The 18,060-nt window shown below is 59.4% G+C and carries 16 protein-coding genes and 2 pseudogenes; 5 read left to right on the forward strand and 13 right to left on the reverse strand.

The features are described from left to right. Positions 1-294: 294 nt before the first annotated feature. The 9 genes from hflX to dusB all read right to left on the reverse strand — a co-directional run bounded on the left by hflX (position 295) and on the right by dusB (position 12,026). The gene (gene hflX / locus ACJ5NV_RS19120) at positions 295-1,569 is read right to left on the reverse strand and encodes a GTPase HflX (protein WP_411646321.1); all 1,275 of its coding nucleotides are present in this window, start codon (positions 1,567-1,569) and stop codon (positions 295-297) included. Between the two features lie 2 nt (positions 1,570-1,571). Continuing rightward, positions 1,572-1,805 (reverse strand): RNA chaperone Hfq, encoded by a 234-nt coding sequence (gene hfq, locus ACJ5NV_RS19125; protein WP_007204924.1) that lies wholly within the window; start codon positions 1,803-1,805, stop codon positions 1,572-1,574. A 113-nt stretch (positions 1,806-1,918) separates the two neighbouring features. Beyond that, positions 1,919-3,439, reverse strand: a complete 1,521-nt coding sequence (locus ACJ5NV_RS19130; RefSeq protein ID WP_411646322.1) for a TrkH family potassium uptake protein — start codon at positions 3,437-3,439, stop codon at positions 1,919-1,921. Next, on the reverse strand, positions 3,439-4,815 hold the full coding sequence (gene trkA, locus ACJ5NV_RS19135) for a Trk system potassium transporter TrkA (RefSeq protein WP_411646324.1): 1,377 nt from the start codon (positions 4,813-4,815) through the stop codon (positions 3,439-3,441). Before trkA ends, ACJ5NV_RS19130 begins: the two co-directional genes overlap by 1 nt. After that, entirely contained in the window at positions 4,815-6,215 is a 1,401-nt protein-coding gene (ntrX, locus tag ACJ5NV_RS19140; RefSeq protein WP_411646326.1) for a nitrogen assimilation response regulator NtrX, read from the reverse strand. The genes trkA and ntrX overlap by 1 nt, the downstream gene beginning before the upstream one ends. A gap of 10 nt (positions 6,216-6,225) precedes the next feature. Continuing rightward, positions 6,226-8,439, reverse strand: coding sequence for a sensor histidine kinase NtrY-like (locus ACJ5NV_RS19145; RefSeq protein WP_411646382.1), 2,214 nt, complete (start codon positions 8,437-8,439; stop codon positions 6,226-6,228). Positions 8,440-8,578: 139 nt separating this feature from the next. Then, complete coding sequence (locus ACJ5NV_RS19150; RefSeq protein ID WP_411646328.1) at positions 8,579-9,952, reverse strand: response regulator; 1,374 nt, start codon at positions 9,950-9,952, stop codon at positions 8,579-8,581. Beyond that, positions 9,952-11,028 carry a two-component system sensor histidine kinase NtrB gene (locus tag ACJ5NV_RS19155; RefSeq protein WP_411646330.1) on the reverse strand — a complete coding sequence of 359 codons (1,077 nt, stop codon included), beginning with the start codon at positions 11,026-11,028 and terminating at the stop codon, positions 9,952-9,954. The genes ACJ5NV_RS19150 and ACJ5NV_RS19155 overlap by 1 nt, the downstream gene beginning before the upstream one ends. Next, positions 11,025-12,026: a tRNA dihydrouridine synthase DusB gene (gene dusB / locus ACJ5NV_RS19160; protein ID WP_411646332.1), complete on the reverse strand. Its 1,002-nt coding sequence runs from the start codon at positions 12,024-12,026 to the stop codon at positions 11,025-11,027. The genes ACJ5NV_RS19155 and dusB overlap by 4 nt, the downstream gene beginning before the upstream one ends. Before the next feature lie 185 nt (positions 12,027-12,211). On the opposite strand from dusB, the gene ACJ5NV_RS19165 reads away from it, so the two are divergent. The 5 genes from ACJ5NV_RS19165 to ACJ5NV_RS19185 all read left to right on the forward strand — a co-directional run bounded on the left by ACJ5NV_RS19165 (position 12,212) and on the right by ACJ5NV_RS19185 (position 16,178). Next, complete coding sequence (locus tag ACJ5NV_RS19165) at positions 12,212-13,345, forward strand: bifunctional 2-C-methyl-D-erythritol 4-phosphate cytidylyltransferase/2-C-methyl-D-erythritol 2,4-cyclodiphosphate synthase (protein ID WP_411646334.1); 1,134 nt, start codon at positions 12,212-12,214, stop codon at positions 13,343-13,345. Next, positions 13,342-13,830, forward strand: a complete 489-nt coding sequence (locus tag ACJ5NV_RS19170; RefSeq protein WP_411646336.1) for a phosphatidylglycerophosphatase A family protein — start codon at positions 13,342-13,344, stop codon at positions 13,828-13,830. The genes ACJ5NV_RS19165 and ACJ5NV_RS19170 overlap by 4 nt, the downstream gene beginning before the upstream one ends. Next, complete coding sequence (locus tag ACJ5NV_RS19175) at positions 13,827-14,318, forward strand: CinA family protein (RefSeq protein ID WP_411646337.1); 492 nt, start codon at positions 13,827-13,829, stop codon at positions 14,316-14,318. Before ACJ5NV_RS19170 ends, ACJ5NV_RS19175 begins: the two co-directional genes overlap by 4 nt. 125 nt (positions 14,319-14,443) lie before the next feature. Further along, complete coding sequence (locus ACJ5NV_RS19180) at positions 14,444-14,752, forward strand: hypothetical protein (protein WP_411646339.1); 309 nt, start codon at positions 14,444-14,446, stop codon at positions 14,750-14,752. A gap of 244 nt (positions 14,753-14,996) precedes the next feature. After that, positions 14,997-16,178: an ammonium transporter gene (locus ACJ5NV_RS19185; protein WP_411646340.1), complete on the forward strand. Its 1,182-nt coding sequence runs from the start codon at positions 14,997-14,999 to the stop codon at positions 16,176-16,178. 176 nt (positions 16,179-16,354) lie between these two features. Here ACJ5NV_RS19185 and ACJ5NV_RS19190 read toward each other — a convergent pair. The 4 genes and pseudogenes from ACJ5NV_RS19190 to ACJ5NV_RS19200 all read right to left on the reverse strand — a co-directional run. After that, positions 16,355-16,666 (reverse strand): annotated as a pseudogene (locus ACJ5NV_RS19190) (5-deoxy-glucuronate isomerase); the annotation flags it as partial. Continuing rightward, positions 16,641-16,799: a 5-deoxy-glucuronate isomerase gene (locus ACJ5NV_RS20450; RefSeq protein ID WP_459167133.1), complete on the reverse strand. Its 159-nt coding sequence runs from the start codon at positions 16,797-16,799 to the stop codon at positions 16,641-16,643. The pseudogene ACJ5NV_RS19190 and the gene ACJ5NV_RS20450, both read right to left, overlap by 26 nt. After that, positions 16,779-17,195, reverse strand: a pseudogene (locus tag ACJ5NV_RS19195) (PfkB family carbohydrate kinase); the annotation flags it as partial. The pseudogene ACJ5NV_RS19195 and the gene ACJ5NV_RS20450, both read right to left, overlap by 21 nt. A gap of 3 nt (positions 17,196-17,198) precedes the next feature. Beyond that, positions 17,199-18,053: a Gfo/Idh/MocA family oxidoreductase gene (locus ACJ5NV_RS19200; RefSeq protein ID WP_411646384.1), complete on the reverse strand. Its 855-nt coding sequence runs from the start codon at positions 18,051-18,053 to the stop codon at positions 17,199-17,201. Positions 18,054-18,060 lie beyond the last annotated feature (7 nt).

Below are 18,060 nucleotides of genomic sequence, written 5' to 3' on the forward strand. Positions count from 1 at the left end.
TATCTGCGCCAAGCATAGGGAATCACATCATACGTGATCTGGGAATCCTGAATCTGAAAGCCCGCGACACGCTCTAATTCCAAATTGAATTTCCCACTATCACTCAGGTGTCGCTGTATTAACTTGCATGTCTGACTTGCTTTTTAATGAATGCAGACATTGGTGTACATGCAGCGAATTAGTGATTTGTCCGCAAAGTCGACGCTCACTTATACTGCAACGAAAGTCCATATTGGCGCTGGCGTCCCGATTGCCGTTTGCTTTCGGTATTTCAATCGGAATGCTGTCGGACTTTCAGAGCCTGTTGAACCGTTCTTTTTGCAGCGCGGTCCAGAGGACGGAGAGTTCGTAGCCCTCATCACTGCTGGTTTCTTTGACCACGACGCCTGCATCGAACAGCCATGCCCGTTTTTGCCCTTCGGCGAAACCCAGTGACAGTGTTTCTTCGCTGCGTGGGTCTTTGATCTTTTCCGACACAGCGGTCAGCAATCTGTCCATCCCCTCGCCCGTGCTGGCGGAGACGGCGAAGAGGTCGTCGTTGCGGCTGGCCTGGGTGACGGCGCTGTCGCGTGCGTCGCCGTCAAGCTTGTCGATCTTGTTCCAGACCTCGATCAATGGTGCCCCTTCGGCGACGCCCAGACTGTGCAGGATCGTGTTCACATCCTCGGCCTGATCTTCGGATTGCGGGTGGCTGATGTCGCGGACGTGTACGATCAGGTCGGCCTCGAGCACCTCTTCGAGCGTGGCGCGGAAGGCGGCGACCAGTTCGGTGGGCAGATCGCTGATGAAGCCCACGGTGTCGGACATGATCACCTCATCCCCGCTGGGCAGGGCGATCTTGCGCATGGTTGGGTCGAGCGTGGCAAAGAGCATGTCTTTGGCAAAGACCTCTGCCCCTGTCAGCCGGTTGAAGAGCGTTGATTTACCGGCGTTGGTGTAGCCCACAAGGGCCACAATCGGGAATGGCACCTTGGCCCGTGAGGCACGGTGCAATTCACGGGTTTTGACCACTTTGGCCAGTTGTCGCCGCAGACGGCCCAGTTGTTCGTCGATGGCCCGCCTGTCAGCCTCAATCTGAGTCTCGCCCGGTCCGCCCACGAAGCCCAAGCCGCCCCGCTGCCGTTCCAAGTGGGTCCAGGCCCGTACAAGCCGCGTCCGCTGATAGGAGAGTGCGGCCATTTCGACCTGCAACACGCCCTCTGCTGTGCGAGCGCGGTCGCTGAAGATTTCGAGAATCAACCCGGTCCGATCGAGCAATTTGACCCCCCAGGCTTTTTCCAGATTGCGTTGCTGGACCGGTGTGACGGGGCCGTCGATCAGGACGAGTTCAACCTCACCCGCGTGCAGCACAGTCTTGAGCTCTTCGATCTTGCCTTTGCCGAACAGCATGCCCGGATGCATTTTGGGCAAGCGCACCACATCAGCGCCGATCACTTCGAGATCGGGCAAGGCCGCGGCCAGAGAGACCGCCTCTGCCAGTTTGGGTTCAGGTGCACGGCGATCCCGATCCGTTTTCAGATCGGGATGCAGCACCCAGGCGCGGGTGACCGGCCTGTCATGTTCTTGCAAGGTTACTCTTCACCTTCATAAAGGCTGATTGGCTGAGCTGGCATAATCGTTGAAATGGCACTTTTGTAAACAAGCTGGGATTGCCCATCACGGCGCAGCAACACGCAGAAGCTGTCGAACCATGTAATGACACCTTGTAGTTTAACACCGTTCACCAAGAAAATTGTCACAGGTACTTTGGTCTTGCGGACGTGATTAAGAAATGCGTCCTGCAGATTGGCCTTGTCGGCAGCCATGGCGAAACCCTTTTTTGTTCTTGCGGCCGCGCATCGGCCCCCCTCGTTGTGGTTGCAGTATGTCTTGGCGCTTCGCGAGTTTCCACCCCCAAAAAGCACCCGTTTCCCGCAGCTTAGCGTTGCCAGATTTCAGGGTTGAACAGGGCGATAATTGCCAGTGTTTCCAGCCGTCCCAGAACCATCGCAAAGGCAAGGATCATCTTGGCCGCATCGGGGATACCGGAAAAGGCGATGGGGGTTTCGGCGGCGATTGTGGCCAACGGTCCGGTGGTGGACAGCGCGGCGACGGTCATCACCATTGAGGTTTCGAATTGCACCCCGGTCAGCGACAGCATGACCATGACTGCTGCAATGCTGAGCGCGAACATCATGAAGAATATCCATGAAATATAGGCCCCTTGCTTGCGAATGCGCCGTGCTTCGCGCCCACCGCCGCCCACGGATGAAGGGTGCACAAGCCGTTCTTGTTCCCGTTCCCCATGCCGGTAGAGCGCGTAAATCCGCAGCAATTTCACCCCGCCAGCGGTGGTCGCCACCCCGCCCCCGATCAGCGAAAGCCCGATCAGAAACAGCCCCGGCGTTTCCAGCCCGGACCAGAGTGTTGCGCCCTCCCAATACCGGGATTCAAAGCCGGTTGTGGTCAGAAAAGAGGTCACGGTGAACAGCGCCCCCCACAAAGCAGAGGCCATATCCCGCAGTGAGGCCGCATCGCTGCTTTCTGCGGCACCCAGAAAATGCCGCAGAAACAGCAATCCGGTGACAGACCCGATCAGAAACATTGCGGTCAGGAATTCCGGGTCTTTCCACAGCGCCTTTTCACTTTCGCCAATCAACCCTCGGCTGAAGGTCAGCCGCGACAGCGCGAAGATGAAGAACCCGATGACCAGCACTTCGCCCCAGAACCCTGATGCGGCATAATAAAGCCCGTTGATCGGGGAAATGCCGGAGGTCGATAGCGTCGACATGGCGTGGCAGAGGGCGATATAGGGGAACTCTCCGGCGATGACGAGGCCGAGCCAGAGCAGAAAGGTCAGCCCCACATAGATCGGTGCGAGTGACATGGTGTAGCGGATCAACCGTTCGGACGGGTCGGCGATGCGGGTGATCTGCTTAAAGGACTGCCCTGCCCCGCGCCCTGCTGTGGCTGTTGCCCGCACCTCAAACCCGCCGAGGTTCATGGGCGCAAATATCGACACGGCGGTCACCCAGACCAGCAGCCCGCCCAGCCAGCCCACCAACGCCCGCCAGAGATGCAGCGACGGCGTCAGCCGCCCGGCGGTGTCATAGACCGACGCCCCGGTGGTGGTGAAGCTGGACACCATTTCGAACCATGCGTTGATGTAGGTGGTGTTCCCCACAGCCTCGTAAAAAGGCACGGCGAACATCAGCGGCAGCAAGGTGAAGGCCGCCAGCAGGCTGAGCAACTGGCTGCGCGCCACGCTTTGCGGGGCATAGCCTGACGTTGCCAGCGCCATCAGCAAGGTCAGGATCGAAAACAGGATGAACCCGTAAAAGAAGATCCGCATTGTGGTGAAATCTTCCATCACCACCCCATGCGCGGCGGGCACGATCATCGCGAGGGCGCCAAGCCCCATCAGCACCACAAAGAATGGCAGGCGCGCGATCCACTGCATCAGAAGAAGTCGATCGAGACCTGCAGGAGCCGCTCGACCTCTGGCACGTCATTGGCCATTGCAAAGATGGCGATCACGTCGCCTTCGTCGATCCGCGTCTCTCCGGTTGGTTTGACGAGCTTGCCGTTTTTCATCACCCCGCCGATCAGGGTACCTTCGGGGAAGGCGACCTCTTTGATCCGCTGGCCCGCGATCGGCGATGTGCCGAGCACCTGTGCTTCGATCACTTCGGCCTCGGCGTCGCCGATGGAATAGACGCCCCGCACCCGCCCGTGCCGCACATGCCGCAGGATCGAGCTGACGGTAGTGGCGCGCGGGTTGATATAAGCGTCGATATCAAGCGGCCCCATCAGTGGCACAAGGGTCGGGTCGTTGATCAGGCAGATCGCCATCTGGCAGCCCATTTCCTTGGCCCGGACAGAGGCAAGCAGGTTGGTTTTATCATCATCGGTGACGGCCAGTACCGCATCGGCAGAGGAGATATTCGCCTCTTCCAGCAGGGCGCTGTCCAGTCCGTCGCCGTTCAACACAATAGTCCGGTCCAGCACGTCGGCGGCCCGTTCAGCCATTTTGCGGCTTTTTTCGATCACTTTGACGCGGACCCGTTCGGTGCGCGATTCCAGCGCCCGTGCGACGCTAAGCCCGACATTGCCCCCGCCAATGATAACAACCCGTTCCTGTTTTGAATGGGTCTTGCCAAAAATTTCCAGCGTGCGGGTCATGTCCTCTGTGTCGGTGAAGATATAGCAATCATCGCCCACAAATATCTGGTCACCGGGGGATGGCACGAAAAGCGCCCCGTCGCGCCGGATGCCAACGACGATGGCCCGCAGCGTCGAGAACAGATCAGTCAGCTGCCGCAGCGGCGTGTTGATGACCGGGCAATCCGCATCAATCGTGATCCCCAAAAGCTGCGCGTGGCCCTCCAAAAAGCTTTCAGTGTCAAAGGCGGCTGGTGATGCAAGCCGCTGCAATGCGGCTTCGGCCACTTCTTTTTCGGGTGAGATGACCACATCAATCGGCAGGTGGTCGCGCCGATAGAGGTCAGAATAAATCGCGTCGAGATAGCTTTGTGCCCGCAGGCGCGCGATTTTGCGCTGGATGGAGAAAACCGAATGCGCCACCTGACAGGTGATCATATTCACCTCATCCGAATAGGTGGCGGCGATGATCATATCCGCGTCGCGGGCCCCGGCCCGGTCCAGAACGTCAGGATAGCTGGCAAAGCCCGCGATCCCCTGCACATCCAGCGTATCCGTGGCCCGGCGTACCAGCTCCGGGTTATTGTCGACAACGGTCACATCGTTGTTTTCATTCGACAAATGCCGGGCGATCTGCCAACCGACCTGACCCGCGCCACAGATGATGACTTTCATTATGCCTCGCCTTCAACATAGGCGACCCTGCCGCCTGCCTTGTTCGATGTCACAACGCCTAGCGATTTCAGCTTGCGATGCAAGGCCGAGCGTTCCATGCCAACAAAGGAAGCGGTCCGGCTGATGTTGCCGCCGAAGCGATTGATCTGGGTCAGCAGGTATTCGCGTTCAAAGAGTTCGCGCGCTTCGCGCAGTGGCAGCGTGGCCAGCCCGCCCGCCAGCACGATGCGGCCTTCTTCGCCGCCGCCTTCTTCGGACGCGGGCAGTTCCTTGGCGGTGATGTCGCCGCCGGATTCGCCCAGGATCAGCACCCGTTCGATCACATTCTTAAGCTGGCGCACGTTGCCCGGCCACAGCATCGTTTGCAGCAGTGCGCGTGCGTCATCGGCCAGCTTGCGCATGGGTAGCCCCTGCGCTTTGTTGAAAATTTCGATGAAATATTCGGCCAGTACGGGGATATCTTCGCGTCGTTCTTCCAGCGAGGGGACACAGATTGGCACAACGTTCAGCCGGTGGTACAGCTCTTCGCGGAAGGTGCCGCTAGCGATCCCGGCGGTCAGATCCTGATTGGTGCTGGAGATCACCCGCAGATCAACCTGAACCTTGTCGGAGCCACCCACCCGCTGAAACCGCTGTTCCACCAGCACCCGCAGAATTTTGGACTGTGTGCCAAGCGGCATGTCGGCGACTTCGTCAAAGTAGACCACGCCGCCATTTGCCTCTTCCAGCAGGCCCGGTTCGATGCCGCGGGCACTGTCTTCGCGTCCGAACAGTACCTCTTCCATCCGGTCCGGCGCGATGGAGGCCGAATTGACGGTCACAAAGGGCGAAGACGCCCGGCTGGAATTGGCGTGGATATAACGTGCGGCGATTTCCTTGCCCGCGCCGGCAGGGCCGGTCAGCATCACGCGCCCGTTGGATTTAGTGACCTTGTCGAGCTGTGATTTCAGCGTACGGAAGGCGGCGCTGTCGCCCAGCATATCGGCGCTGGCCACATCGCCGCGTTTAAGTTCGATGTTTTCGCGCCGCAGCCGCGAGGTTTCCATTGCGCGTCGAATGACCACCAGCAATTGGTCGATATTAAAAGGCTTTTCGATAAAATCATAAGCCCCCTGTTTGATCGCGGCAACGGCGATTTCGATGTTCCCGTGCCCGGAAATGATCACAATAGGGATATCCGGGTGGTCACGTTTGACGGATTTCAGGATATCGATCCCGTCCATGTTGCTGTCTTTGAGCCAGATATCCAGCACCATCAGCGCGGGTTTTTCCGTCGCGATTTGTGCCATGCATTCATCGGACGTGCCTGCCAACCGCGTGGTGTAGCCCTCATCCTGAAGAATTTCTGAGATCAGCTCTCGGATATCGCGTTCGTCATCCGTGATCAGAATATCGCCCATAATCTCGTCCTTATGCTGGTATTTTTGTTGCCTGGGTCTGTGCCGGTACCACAGGAAGGGTGATGACTGCACAGGCACCGGCGTGGTCCTGGCCGTCAAAGGTATCGGCATCCGTCAGGATGAGGGTGCCGCTGTGTTCTTCGATGATTTTCTTGACGATCGGCAGCCCAAGCCCGGTGCCCCGGTCGCGCGTCGTTACATAGGGTTCAAACAGCCGCGCGCGATCTTCGGGCAGGCCGATGCCGTTGTCTTGGATCGTGATCGAGGCGGTGCCGTTCACGGCGGTCATTTGCACCCGGATTTCGGGTTTATACTGCGCCTCTGGATAGGTTTCCTGAAAGGTGGTCGTGGCTTCGCCCGCGTTTTTGATCAGGTTGGTCAGCGCCTGTGTGATCATCGTGCCGTCCAGTTCGGTCAGTACGGGCTGTTCTGGCAGGGTGGCGCGGATTTTCACGTCTGGTTGGCCTGCTTTTTGCAGGGCGACCGCATCGCTGACAAGCAGGGTCAGGTCGTTGGTGGCAAGCTTGGGTTCAGGCATCCGCGCGAATTTTGAGAATTCATCAACGATGCGCCGCAAGTCATTGGTTTGCCTGACGATTACATCTGTCATCTGGTCAAGCTTGTCCGCTTCTTCGCCGACCTGCCCCCGGAACTTGCGTTTGATCCGTTCCGCCGAAAGCTGGATCGGGGTCAGCGGGTTTTTGATTTCATGTGCGATCCGCCGCGCCACATCGCCCCAGGCCGCCATCCGCTGCGCGCTGACAAGGTCCGTCACATCATCAAAAGCCACCACGTAGCCTTCGAGCGCCCCATCGGCGTTGCGCCGGGGTGACATGCGCACCAGCAGGCTTTCTTGCTGGCCTTTGCGGATTAAATTGATCTGTTCCTGCACGCTGTCGCTGTCTGCGCTGCGCACCCGATCAAAAAGCGTCGCGAATTCCGGGATCGCGACCGAAAGCGCGCTGTCGGCGTGATCTTCGCCCACTGACAGCAACCGCCGGGCGGAGGGGTTCACAAAGGCGATGCGCCCGTCTTCGTCCAGCCCGACAACGCCAGACATGACGGAACTGAGCACGGAATCAAACAGCCGCCGCCGCCGTTCGGTCATCCGGTTGGTTTCCAACAGCTCGTCCCGCTGGCCTTTCAGCCGCCCGGTCATCTGGTTGAAGTAGTGCCCCAATTGCGAGATTTCGTCATCGCCGTCATCTTCGATCACGCGCACGTCCAGATCACCTGTACCGACCCGCTGCGAGGCCGAGACAAGCCGCCCGACAGGCCGTGACAGCCGTTCTGCAAACCACAGCCCGCCCCAGATTGCGCCAAGGATCAGGATCGCGGCAAAGCCCAGATACAGCAGCCCAAACTGGAACAGCAGCCCGCCCCGTTCATTGGCCAGCAATTCGTATTGTTCCACCGTTTCGGTGGTATCATCGAGCAGCGACAGCACGTTCCCGTCCACCGGCCGCGTGACGTAAAGATAACGGTCCCGAAAGGCGGGCAGCGGGATCAGTGCCCGGAATTCGTTGTTTTCGAGATCCTCGATGATCGTCAGCCCCTGATCATCCGCCCGCGCGAAATCCTCGGCTGAGGGTCGTTCATAGCCAAATTCATAGGACCGCGCCCCGCGTGCCGCGATATTGCCCAGCCCGTCGATCACGAAAGCCTCGCTGAGGCCCCGCTCCACCTGCGACTGCACGTCGCCCAAGGCGCGCCGCACCTCGCCGTCATCCATGAACAGGTTGTTGCGCCGTTCGCGGTTCAGATAGGCGGCAAGCCCCTGCCCGTCTCGTGTCAGTTCTTGCCGGTGTTCTTCCTCGTAGGCTTGCGCGGTGGTCAGCGAGGTGCGCAGCACGTTGCCGACCGGTTCGGAAAACAGCCCATCAAGCCCAAGCGAAATCAGCAGCACAGAGAACACGGCGACCAGCACCGTCGGAATTAGCGCGGACAGCGCAAAGACGCTGGTCAGCCGCAAATGCAGCCGAGAGCCCGCGGATTTCGCCCGCCGCGCGGAGGTCATCCGGGCGACCTGCCGCATGACCACAGCAAAAACCACCAACACATAGATAAGATCGCAGAGTAGAATGATCCGCAACGCAAGAGAGGCCGCACCCTGATCAAAGGGGCCGATGATCAGATAGGTGGCCACAGCCAGCACCGGGCCAAGCAGGATCAGCCCGAATGTCACGCCATTGCGCACGTGACGCTGGCGCTGCCACCGCGCCATCTGCGTCAGATTAAATCCCAAAAGGGTACGCTGCACGCGCATCGCCCTGCCTTTATATGGGGGGTCGCCCCACAATACCGCCTACATCTGTAGTCATCCGACAACGCTGACGCATCGGTGCCACTGTTCTGTTGCGGTTTTACATCAACTTGCGGCGGCGTGTCACGCGGATATCGAGATCAGTGATCTTCTTACGCAATGTATTGCGGTTGATACCAAGCAAATCAGCGCATTTTGCCTGATTTCCACCGGTTGCGTCGAGGGCGATTTCAATCAGCGGGGCTTCGACCTCTTTCAGGATGCGGTTGTACAGGCCGGGCGGTGGCAGCACCCCGCCATGCAAATCAAAATAACGGCGCAGGTGCTTGCCGACGCTGGCTGATAGCTTTTCGCCTTCGCCCCCGCTGCGCAGCGGTTCGATGGCGGGTTGATTGCCCAGCACCATTTCGACCTCGGCCCGGGTGATTTCATCCTCGGCAGCGGTAAAAACAAGGCGTCTGACAGCATTTTCCAACTGGCGCACATTGCCCGGCCAGCTATAGGCCCGGATCAGATCGACGGCGGCGTCACCAAAGCGGCGCACAGGCGCGCCGTCCCGTTCGGACCGCGCAAGGAAGTGTTCGGCCAACAGTGGGATGTCATCCACCCGTTCCCGCAGAGACGGCACGTCGACGGTCACACCGCTGAGCCGGTAGAACAGATCTTCACGGAATTTACCCTCTTCCATGCGGGCCATCAGGTCGGATTGTGATGTGGCCATAATACGCGGCGCATTTTCGCCGAGCGTATCGAGCATCCGCACGATCCGACCTTGCGCATCGTCTGAAAGGTCGCTGACCTCATCAAACAAGAGCGATCCGCCCTTGGCACGGCTGAGCACGGTGGACGGGCCGTCCATCCCTTCCAGATCGCTGGCCGAGACGACGACAAAAGGCAGGCTGCGCCGGTCGGAGAAATCATGCACGGCCCGCGCGATCAGCGATTTGCCTGTCCCGCTTTCGCCAGTGATCAACACGGGCAGTTGGGTGTTCATCACCCGCGCCACCAGCCGGTAAAGCGACTGCATCACCGCCGTGCGCCCCACAAGTGGCAGATCGCCGCCGCCATCGCTGGTCGTTGCCTCTGGGCTGCGGGTCACGGGGGACCGGCGTTTAATTTCCAGCGCACGGGCGGCGCGTTTCATCAGGTCGGGCAGATCGAACGGTTTTGGCAGGTAGTCATAGGCGTCCGCCTCTGCCGCTTGGATGGCGGTCATGATCGTGTTCTGGGCCGAGATCACGATGACCGGCAGGCCCGGTCGTGCCTCTGCGATCTGGGGCAGCTGTTCCAGCCCGTTTCCGTCCGGCATGACCACGTCAGAGATCACCAGATCGCCTTTGCCTTCGTCGACCCAGCGCATCAACGTTACGAGCGAGGATGTCGCATGCACCTTGCACCCGGCGCGGGTCAGCGCCTGCGTCAGCACGGTCCGGATTGTCCGGTCATCATCGGCAACAAGAACGGTCCCGTCCATCAGCTTTCTCCTGTGTCGTTATTTTTGGGGGCCAGCGGCAGCGAGATCCGAAAGACCGTGCGCCCCGGCACGCTATCGACAGATATCCAGCCGCCGCCTTCGCCGATCAGTTTCGATACCAGCGCCAGCCCCAGGCCAGTGCCGTTTTCGCGCCCCGATATGAAGGGTTCGAAAATGTCGTCGGCGATTTCTGGTGGCAGACCCGGGCCATCGTCGATGATCTCAATCTGCAACGGCAGGCGGGCGTGGCTGCCATCGGAGCGTCGCACCCGCAGCGAGGTGTCGTAGAATGTATGCAGCCGGACGGAGCCACCTTCGCGGTTCGCCTCGGACGCATTCTTTAGTAGGTTAAGGAAGACCTGAAGCAGCTGATCCGCATCGGCCAGCGTCTGCGGCAGTGACGGGTCGTAATCTTCGATAAAGAGCATATGCGCGCCGAAACCCACGGCGGCGGACTGCCGCGCCCGGTCAAGCACATCGTGAATGTTGATCGGCTTCAGGCATGGCGGGCGTAGGTTGCCGAATTGTTCAACCTGCTCAAGCAGTTTGACGATCCGACGGCTTTCTTCGACGATCAGGTCGGTCATTTCCTGATCTTCTTTGGACAGTCCCATCGACAATAGCTGTGCCGCCCCGGTAATGCCCGCAAGCGGGTTCTTGATTTCATGGGCCAGCATTTCCGCCATACCGATCGCCGATTTTGCGGCTTTTTCAGAGGAATGATGCTGGTTGATCCGGCTGGCAATCTCGCGCGGGCTGATCATCACGATCATCGCCTCTTCCGCGCCTTGCAGCGGGGCGAATTGAATGTTGCAGAGCATGGGTGGCCGTTCCCCGCTGCCCACATCGACATCATTGACGAAAAGCGAGGTTCGGTTTTGCCGCGCCCTTGCAAAGGGTGCTTCGAGCGGGGCGTCGATCATCACCTGATCCCAGAGCTTTTGCCCGGTCAGCGCCTTGGTCGACATGTTCAGGAATGTTTCTGCTGCGGGGTTGCTGGAGACGATGGTATCATCCCCATCCAGCAGCAACGCGGGCACGGGCAGTGACGACCAAAGCGCGGTATCAACGATCATGCGGCCACCTGTAAGTTCAGCGCGCCCGGCAACAGGCGCAGGACATCGGCAGGTTCTGCCGCTGTGAGGATTTCTTTGCGCAATGATCCGGGTGTGCCCGCGTCATCCATGTACCAGCCCAGATGCTTGCGCGAGACCCGGCGGCCCAGTTCATTTCCGTAAAAAGACAACATCGCCTCGTAATGGTTACAGACCATATCGGTCAAATCCTTGCCCTGTGGGATCGCGGGCGCGTCAGTGCCGTGCAGCGCGGCGGCCACCTGCGCCAGCACCCAAGGCCGCCCCTGCGCGCCCCGCCCGATCATCACTCCGTTTGCGCCAGAGCGTGCAAGCGCGGTGCGTGCTGTGTCGCTATCCACGATATCGCCATTGGCGATCACCGGGATGCTGACCGCATCGCGGATCGCCCTGATTGCAGCCCAGTCGGCTGATCCTTTATAGAACTGGCAGCGGGTCCGCCCGTGGATGGTGACCATCCGAATGCCTGCATCCTCGGCCCGTTTGGCCACATCTGCCGCGTTCAGACTGTCATGATCCCAGCCGAGCCGGGTTTTCAACGTCACGGGAATATTGACCGCCTCTACCACTGCCGCGATCAATGACAGCGCATGATCCGGCGTGCGCAGCAGCGCGGAGCCGGAATAGCCATTTGTCACCTTCTTGGCGGGGCAGCCCATGTTGATGTCGATCATCGCCGCGCCGTTCGCTTCGACCATACGGGCGGCTTCGGCCATCCAATGCGCCTCGCGCCCTGCGATCTGGACCGCTGTGCCTGCCTGATCAAATCCCAGTTCAGCCCGTTCGCGCACGCCGGGCTTGGCTTGCACCATTTCCTGGCTTGCCACCATTTCACTAACCACCCAGCCCACGCCGAAAGAGCCGACCAACTGCCGGAATGGCAGGTCGGTGATCCCGGCCAGCGGCGCAAGTGCGACCGGTGGCTGTAGGGCCACATTGTCGAGTTGGATCGATTCGTCGTTTGCCAAAGGAACAGTCATTCGCCTAAAGGGTGAGCATTATCTTTCAGTTATGTGGAAATCGCTGTCTTCACAACGATACCTGCGGGTCAAAGTCCACACAAAACAGCATATGCACAATTATTAATCACTAAGCACGCAAAACTGACGAATTGCACGTCAACGCCGCTGCGCCTAAACCTTGGCTGACACATGACAGGACCGCCATGACAACCACCGCAATCATCGTCGCCGCAGGTCGCGGTATCCGTGCCGGGGGTGAAATACCCAAGCAATGGCAACAGCTTGGCCATTGTTGCGTGGCCGCCCATGCGATGCAGGTCTTTGCGGATCACCCCGGCGTGGCCCGCATGATCCTTGTGGTGCATCCAGATGATGCAGAAAGTGGCAGCCTGCCCGCACTGCCCGATGCGCAGATTGTACCCGGCGGGGCCACACGGCGCGCGTCAGTGCTGGCGGGCTTGCGCGCGGCAGAGCCGCATGGCGGCAAGGTTCTGATCCATGACGCCGCCCGCCCGCTGCTGAGTGCGGCGATCATCGACCGGGTCATTGCCGCGCTGGACACCCATATCGGCGCCGCCCCTGCTGTGCCGGTGACGGATACGCTTTGGTCCGGCGCAGATGGGCTTGTGACCGGCTTGCAGGATCGCGCGGGCTTGTTCCGTGCGCAAACGCCGCAGGGGTTTCACCTTGCCCCGCTGCTGGCCGCGCATCAGACGGTGAAGGGAGAGGCCACCGATGATGTGGCCGTGGCCCGTGCGGCAGGGCTGGACGTGGCGATCGTGGCGGGCGATGACACTAATATCAAGATTACCACCCCCGGCGATTTCGCCCGGGCAGAGCGGCTGATGGGGCAAGCGATGGATGTCAGATGTGGCAACGGGTATGATGTGCACCGGTTCGGGCCGGGCGATTATGTCTGGCTGTGCGGTGTGCAGGTGCCCCATGATCGCGCGTTGCAAGGCCATTCGGATGCGGATGTGGGCATGCATGCGGTGACCGATGCGATCTACGGCGCGCTGGGCATGGGCGATATCGGCCAGCATTTTCCCCCGTCAGACCCACAGTGGAAAGGGGCCGCGAGCCATATCTTTCTGGAACATGCGGTGCAGCTTGCGGCGGATTACGGCTATCGGATCAGCAACGTGGATTGCACGCTGGTCTGCGAATACCCCAAGATCGGCCCGCATCAGCCCGCAATGAAAGTGTCACTGGCGCAGATCATGGGGCTGTCGCCGGACCGGATCAGCGTGAAGGCCACAACTTCGGAGCGTCTTGGCTTTACGGGCCGAGGCGAAGGCATCGCTGCAATTGCAACAGCTACATTGGTGAAACCATGACCCATCTGATCGCAACCTTCTTTTACGCAGGCCACCTGCGCCCTGCCCCCGGCACCTGGGGATCACTCGCCGCCCTGCCCGCCGCTTGGGTCATTTATGTGCTGACCGGCCCCTGGGGTTTGGTCGTTGGCATCTTGGCCAGTTATTTCATCGGGGTCTGGGCCACGGCAGAGGAAACACGGGGTAAGGATGATCACGACCCATCTGAAATCGTGATTGATGAGGTCTGCGGCCAGTGGATCGCCTTGCTGCCGGTGATGTTCGGTGCGGCCCGGATGGGGGCGGATGTGCTTGCGCTCTGGCCCGGTTGGATCGCGGCGTTTTTGCTGTTCCGCCTGTTTGATATCACCAAATGGGGGCCAATCGGCTGGGCAGACCGCAAGCACGGGCCAACCGGCGTGATGCTGGATGATGTCATCGCCGGGATCTTTGCGGCCATCGGTGTCGCCGTTCTGGCCGGGATTGCCCATGGAGTTTTGATGTGAAACCGCTCGTCGATGCCGCCCGCGCCAAGGGTATGATGATCGCCACCGCCGAAAGCTGCACCGGCGGCATGGTCAGCGCGGCGATCACTGACACGCCGGGCAGTTCAGAGGTGTTCGACCGTGGTTTTGTCACCTACACCAATGCCGCAAAAGAGCAGATGCTGGGCGTGCACGCGGCAACGCTGGCGGCTTTTGGCGCGGTGTCAGAGGAGGTCGCGCGCGAGATGGCGACTGGCGCGCTGGCCTATTCGCAGGCGCAGATCGCGGTATCCATCACCGGCATCGCAGGCCCCGGCGGGTCAGAACACAAGCCAGAGGGGCGCGTCTGTTTCGGGTTGGCCGATGTGCAGGCTGTCCGCACCGAAACGGTGGAGTTCGGGGCGCTGGGCCGCGACAAGGTGCGGCAGGCCGCCTGCGATCATGCGCTGGGTATGCTGATCGCGGCGCTATCCCAACCGGTTTGCAGCCCGAGCCAAGCCCACCAATGATAGACAGCAGTCCAAAACTTATCCGTTGATTACGCAGCTGTTTCATGCACGCATTGCAACTCAGGGATTATTGATTTTCGCACAAAACCCTATAGGCTGTCACACGAATTAGCCGTTGGATCAGAATGAAACCTATAGCTATCGTCGCTTGGCTGTCTTTTGCAGGCGCTGCAATTTTCCTTTTTCTCTTTCTGAATGCGGGTATTTTCGCCTATCTTTCAGCAGCGATCGCGAGCCTTTTCGCCGGTCTGGCCTTTCTCGCACTGCATAAGATCATAGAGCTGCTCACCGAAATTCGGGACAACATTCGAGCCGCCCCTGCCGCATCAAACCCAGCCACAGAGGATAGGTTGGAGGTTAATGAGCCAACGCGAAGCATTGCAGAGATTGAGGCGAGCATCGAAAATGCCAAACAACGGCACATGACTGACTGACCCAACCCCATTTGATGTCCCGTGAAAAATTCAGCGCTCCCGATGTTCCGATGATGTCGCTCGCCATCCCCATATTCACCGCCAGCCTGATATGTTATCAATTCCGGCAGATGCAGCCTATTTTTTAGGCACTCTTTGAATTGCCGCATTTGCAGGCACCTTAAATCGCGATTGCCGCTTTTGTTGGCAATTCAATTCCGCCCTAACCCCCGCCAATGGATTTTACACGACCAAGGAGGGGACAATGAACGGAGCGGATACCGCGTGGATCATCGTGGCGACGGCACTGGTGTTATTCATGACATTACCAGGGCTGGCGCTGTTTTACGGCGGGCTGGTACGGGCGCGCAACGTGCTGAGCGTATTCATGCATTGCTATGCAATTGCCTGCCTGATGAGCCTTTTGTGGTTTGCCTTTGGCTATTCCATCGCCTTTGGCGCAGGTGAGAGTGGCTATTGGGGCGGGCTGGGCAAGATGTTCCTGCAGGGCATCGACGCGGACACGCTGGCAGGCACCCTGCCCGAGGTGCTGTTCTTTGCGTTCCAGATGACATTTGCAATCATTACTCCGGCCCTGATCGTCGGGGCTTATGTGGAGCGGATTGGCTTTGGCTTTGTCTTGCTGTTTTCCGGCCTGTGGATGCTGCTGTGCTATGCGCCGGTGGTGCATTGGGTCTGGGGCGGTGGGATGCTGGCCGATGGCGGGATTTTTGGTGAAATCGGTGTGCGCGACTTTGCAGGCGGGATCGTGGTGCATGAAACGGCTGGTCTGGCCGCGCTGCTGCTCGCCGTTGTTCTGGGTGCACGGCGTGATGCGTCCAAACCGCCACATAACCCCGGCATGGTGATGATCGGCGCGGCGATGCTCTGGGTTGGCTGGTTCGGCTTTAACGGCGGCAGCCAGCTGGCCGCAGATGGCGGGGCCGCGATGGCGATCACCGTCACCCATATCTCGGCCGCCGCAGCGTCACTGACCTGGGCTTTGTGGGAGCGGATCAAATTTGGCAAAGCATCCCTTGTGGGCATGGTGACGGGCACGATTGCGGGCCTTGCCTCGATCACCCCGGCGTCGGGCTTTGTCGGCCCGGTTGAGGCGCTGATCATCGGTGGCGTCGCAGGTATCCTGTGCCAGGAGGCCGTGACCCTGATCCGCAATGGGTTAAAGATCGACGACACGCTGGATGTTTTCGCGGTGCACGGTGTTGGTGGCATATTTGGCACGATCATGATCGCCGCCTTTGGTGCGGGAACATGGGCGGCGCAGCTGGGATCACTGGCGATTGTCGGCATTTATACAGTTGTGGTGACGCTGGCGCTGATCTTCATCTGCCGCCTGATCACCCCGCTGCGGGTGGATCACGAGACCGAAGTGACCGGTCTGGATCTGACGGTGCATGGCGAACGGGCTTACGAATTTAATTCGTAGGGGTTTGCATCGCATGAGAATGCATTGGAGGTCGCCCTTGCTGGGGCGACCTTTTCGTATTTGGGAGAGGGAAACAGACATTGCTGCGCCCGGTCATCACGGTCTCGCTGCATACGACCTAAAAACGAGATTGCTGGTTCCTGATGTATTTGCCCCGTGACAGCTACACTTGCCAGTTAGGCATCCCGTTCCGTGATCCATTCGACCTCAGGTGCGGCGACGAAGCTCCAGTTGCGGCGTAGGCCTGCCATGACGTTGAGGTAATACATTTCAAACCCGTAGGGTGCGCCGCAGGGGTGGTGCCCGTGCGGCACGCAGACGACATCCCCGTCCGACACGGCCATCGTTTCATCCAAGCGCCTATCGTCGGTATAGATGCGCCGGATGCCGAACCCGTTAGCCGGGTTCAAGCGGTGGTAATAAGTTTCTTCAAGATAGATGATGCGCGGAAAGTCATCCTCATCATGGCGGTGGCTTGGGTAGGATGACCTCTCGGTTACCTGTCATTTCGGCGGCGGTTTCACCAGGCCGCAACCGATAGAGAAAAAACCCAACATAGCGCCAGCCGGCACTTTCGGGCGTGATCTGATGCACTTTGCCATGTGTTCCAGTTGGGACCACCGCACGGGCCGAGCGGACAAAATCAGGGTCAATGTCATCTTCACATAGCGCCATATCGGCACAGTTTTCACGGTAGAAGATCAGCGGAAATTGTTCCTGATCTCGAATACCCAGCAACACCAAAGCCTTCAGACGGTCCGGGTCTGTGATAACTCCTTTGGTTTCAACACCTTCACGGGCGAGTTGTTACAGAATGAACCGCCCCATATGTTCATCACCCACGCGGCTGATGAGGCCAGATTTCAGGCCAAGCCGTGCCGTGCCACAGGCGATATTCGTCGGCGAGCCGCCGATATATTTGTCGAACGCCCCCATATCTTTGAGCCGCACGCCAATTTGCGCCTCGTAAAGATCAACGCCAACCCGACCGATTGTGATGACATCCAGTTTTTTCATGCGTCAGCCCAATATTTCGCTCATGTTCACGGGTCGGCCTTCTTTGACGGACCGCGTTGCCGCTTCGGCCATTGCAAGCGCAGCAACCCCATTCTCCAAGGTCACTGGCATCGCAGTGCCACCTTCCAACGCTGCCACGAAAGCGTTCCACTTTGCTGCGTAGGCTGGCATGTAACGTTCAAGGAAGAACAGCACAGGTTTGGCGCTGCTGACACCTGCTGCGGTGGATTTCACCAACAGATTTTCGTTCAGGTTGCCCACTTGCAGCATTCCTTCGGAGCCCTGCACTTCAACGCGCTGATCGCCATAGCCCGCGCGGCGGGTGTTACGGATCGTGTTGATGCTCCCGTCTGCGTAAGTCAGTGTCACGGCGGCCGTATCCACGTCACCTGCTTCCCCGATGGCCGGATCAATAAGGCAGGACTCAACCGCAGAGATCGTCACAGGCCCCTGCCCCATGATGAAATTCGCCATATCGAAATCATGGATCATCATGTCGCGGAACAAACAGCCCGATACTTTGATGTATTCCACAGGTAGCGGGGCCGGATCGTAAGAGGTGATCGCCAGCATTTCGGCGCGGCCGACCTCGCCCGCGTCCAATGCCGTCTTTAACGCCGCAAAATTCGGGTCGAACCGGCGGTTGAATCCGATCATCACGGGCTGGCCGTTTTTGGCAGCAGCGGCCTGACAGGCCTGCGCGCGCGCAAGGCTCAGATCCACTGGCTTTTCACAGAGCACAGCTTTGCCTGCTGCTGTCTCTGCTTCGATCAAGTCAGCGTGCGTGTGCGTCGAGGTTGCAATTAGAACCGCATCAATGCTGTCATCTGCGATGATGGCCTCGGTGCTGCGCGCGATACTGCCA

Origin of the sequence: Loktanella agnita (assembly GCF_046640325.1) — a bacterium.
GTDB classification, from domain to species: Bacteria; Pseudomonadota; Alphaproteobacteria; order Rhodobacterales; family Rhodobacteraceae; genus Yoonia; species Yoonia agnita.

Coding starts and splice junctions, on each gene's coding strand:
- ACJ5NV_RS19155 (WP_411646330.1), bottom strand. CDS start 11,028: ATGATCGTTGATACCGCGCTTTGGTCGTCACTGCCCGTGCCCGCGTTG.
- hfq (WP_007204924.1), bottom strand. CDS start 1,805: ATGGCTGCCGACAAGGCCAATCTGCAGGACGCATTTCTTAATCACGTC.
- ACJ5NV_RS19150 (WP_411646328.1), bottom strand. CDS start 9,952: ATGGACGGGACCGTTCTTGTTGCCGATGATGACCGGACAATCCGGACC.
- dusB (WP_411646332.1), bottom strand. CDS start 12,026: ATGACTGTTCCTTTGGCAAACGACGAATCGATCCAACTCGACAATGTG.
- ACJ5NV_RS19180 (WP_411646339.1), top strand. CDS start 14,444: ATGAAACCTATAGCTATCGTCGCTTGGCTGTCTTTTGCAGGCGCTGCA.
- ACJ5NV_RS19170 (WP_411646336.1), top strand. CDS start 13,342: ATGACCCATCTGATCGCAACCTTCTTTTACGCAGGCCACCTGCGCCCT.
- ACJ5NV_RS19185 (WP_411646340.1), top strand. CDS start 14,997: ATGAACGGAGCGGATACCGCGTGGATCATCGTGGCGACGGCACTGGTG.
- ACJ5NV_RS19130 (WP_411646322.1), bottom strand. CDS start 3,439: ATGCAGTGGATCGCGCGCCTGCCATTCTTTGTGGTGCTGATGGGGCTT.
- ACJ5NV_RS19165 (WP_411646334.1), top strand. CDS start 12,212: ATGACAACCACCGCAATCATCGTCGCCGCAGGTCGCGGTATCCGTGCC.
- ACJ5NV_RS19145 (WP_411646382.1), bottom strand. CDS start 8,439: ATGGCGCGGTGGCAGCGCCAGCGTCACGTGCGCAATGGCGTGACATTC.
- trkA (WP_411646324.1), bottom strand. CDS start 4,815: ATGAAAGTCATCATCTGTGGCGCGGGTCAGGTCGGTTGGCAGATCGCC.
- ntrX (WP_411646326.1), bottom strand. CDS start 6,215: ATGGGCGATATTCTGATCACGGATGACGAACGCGATATCCGAGAGCTG.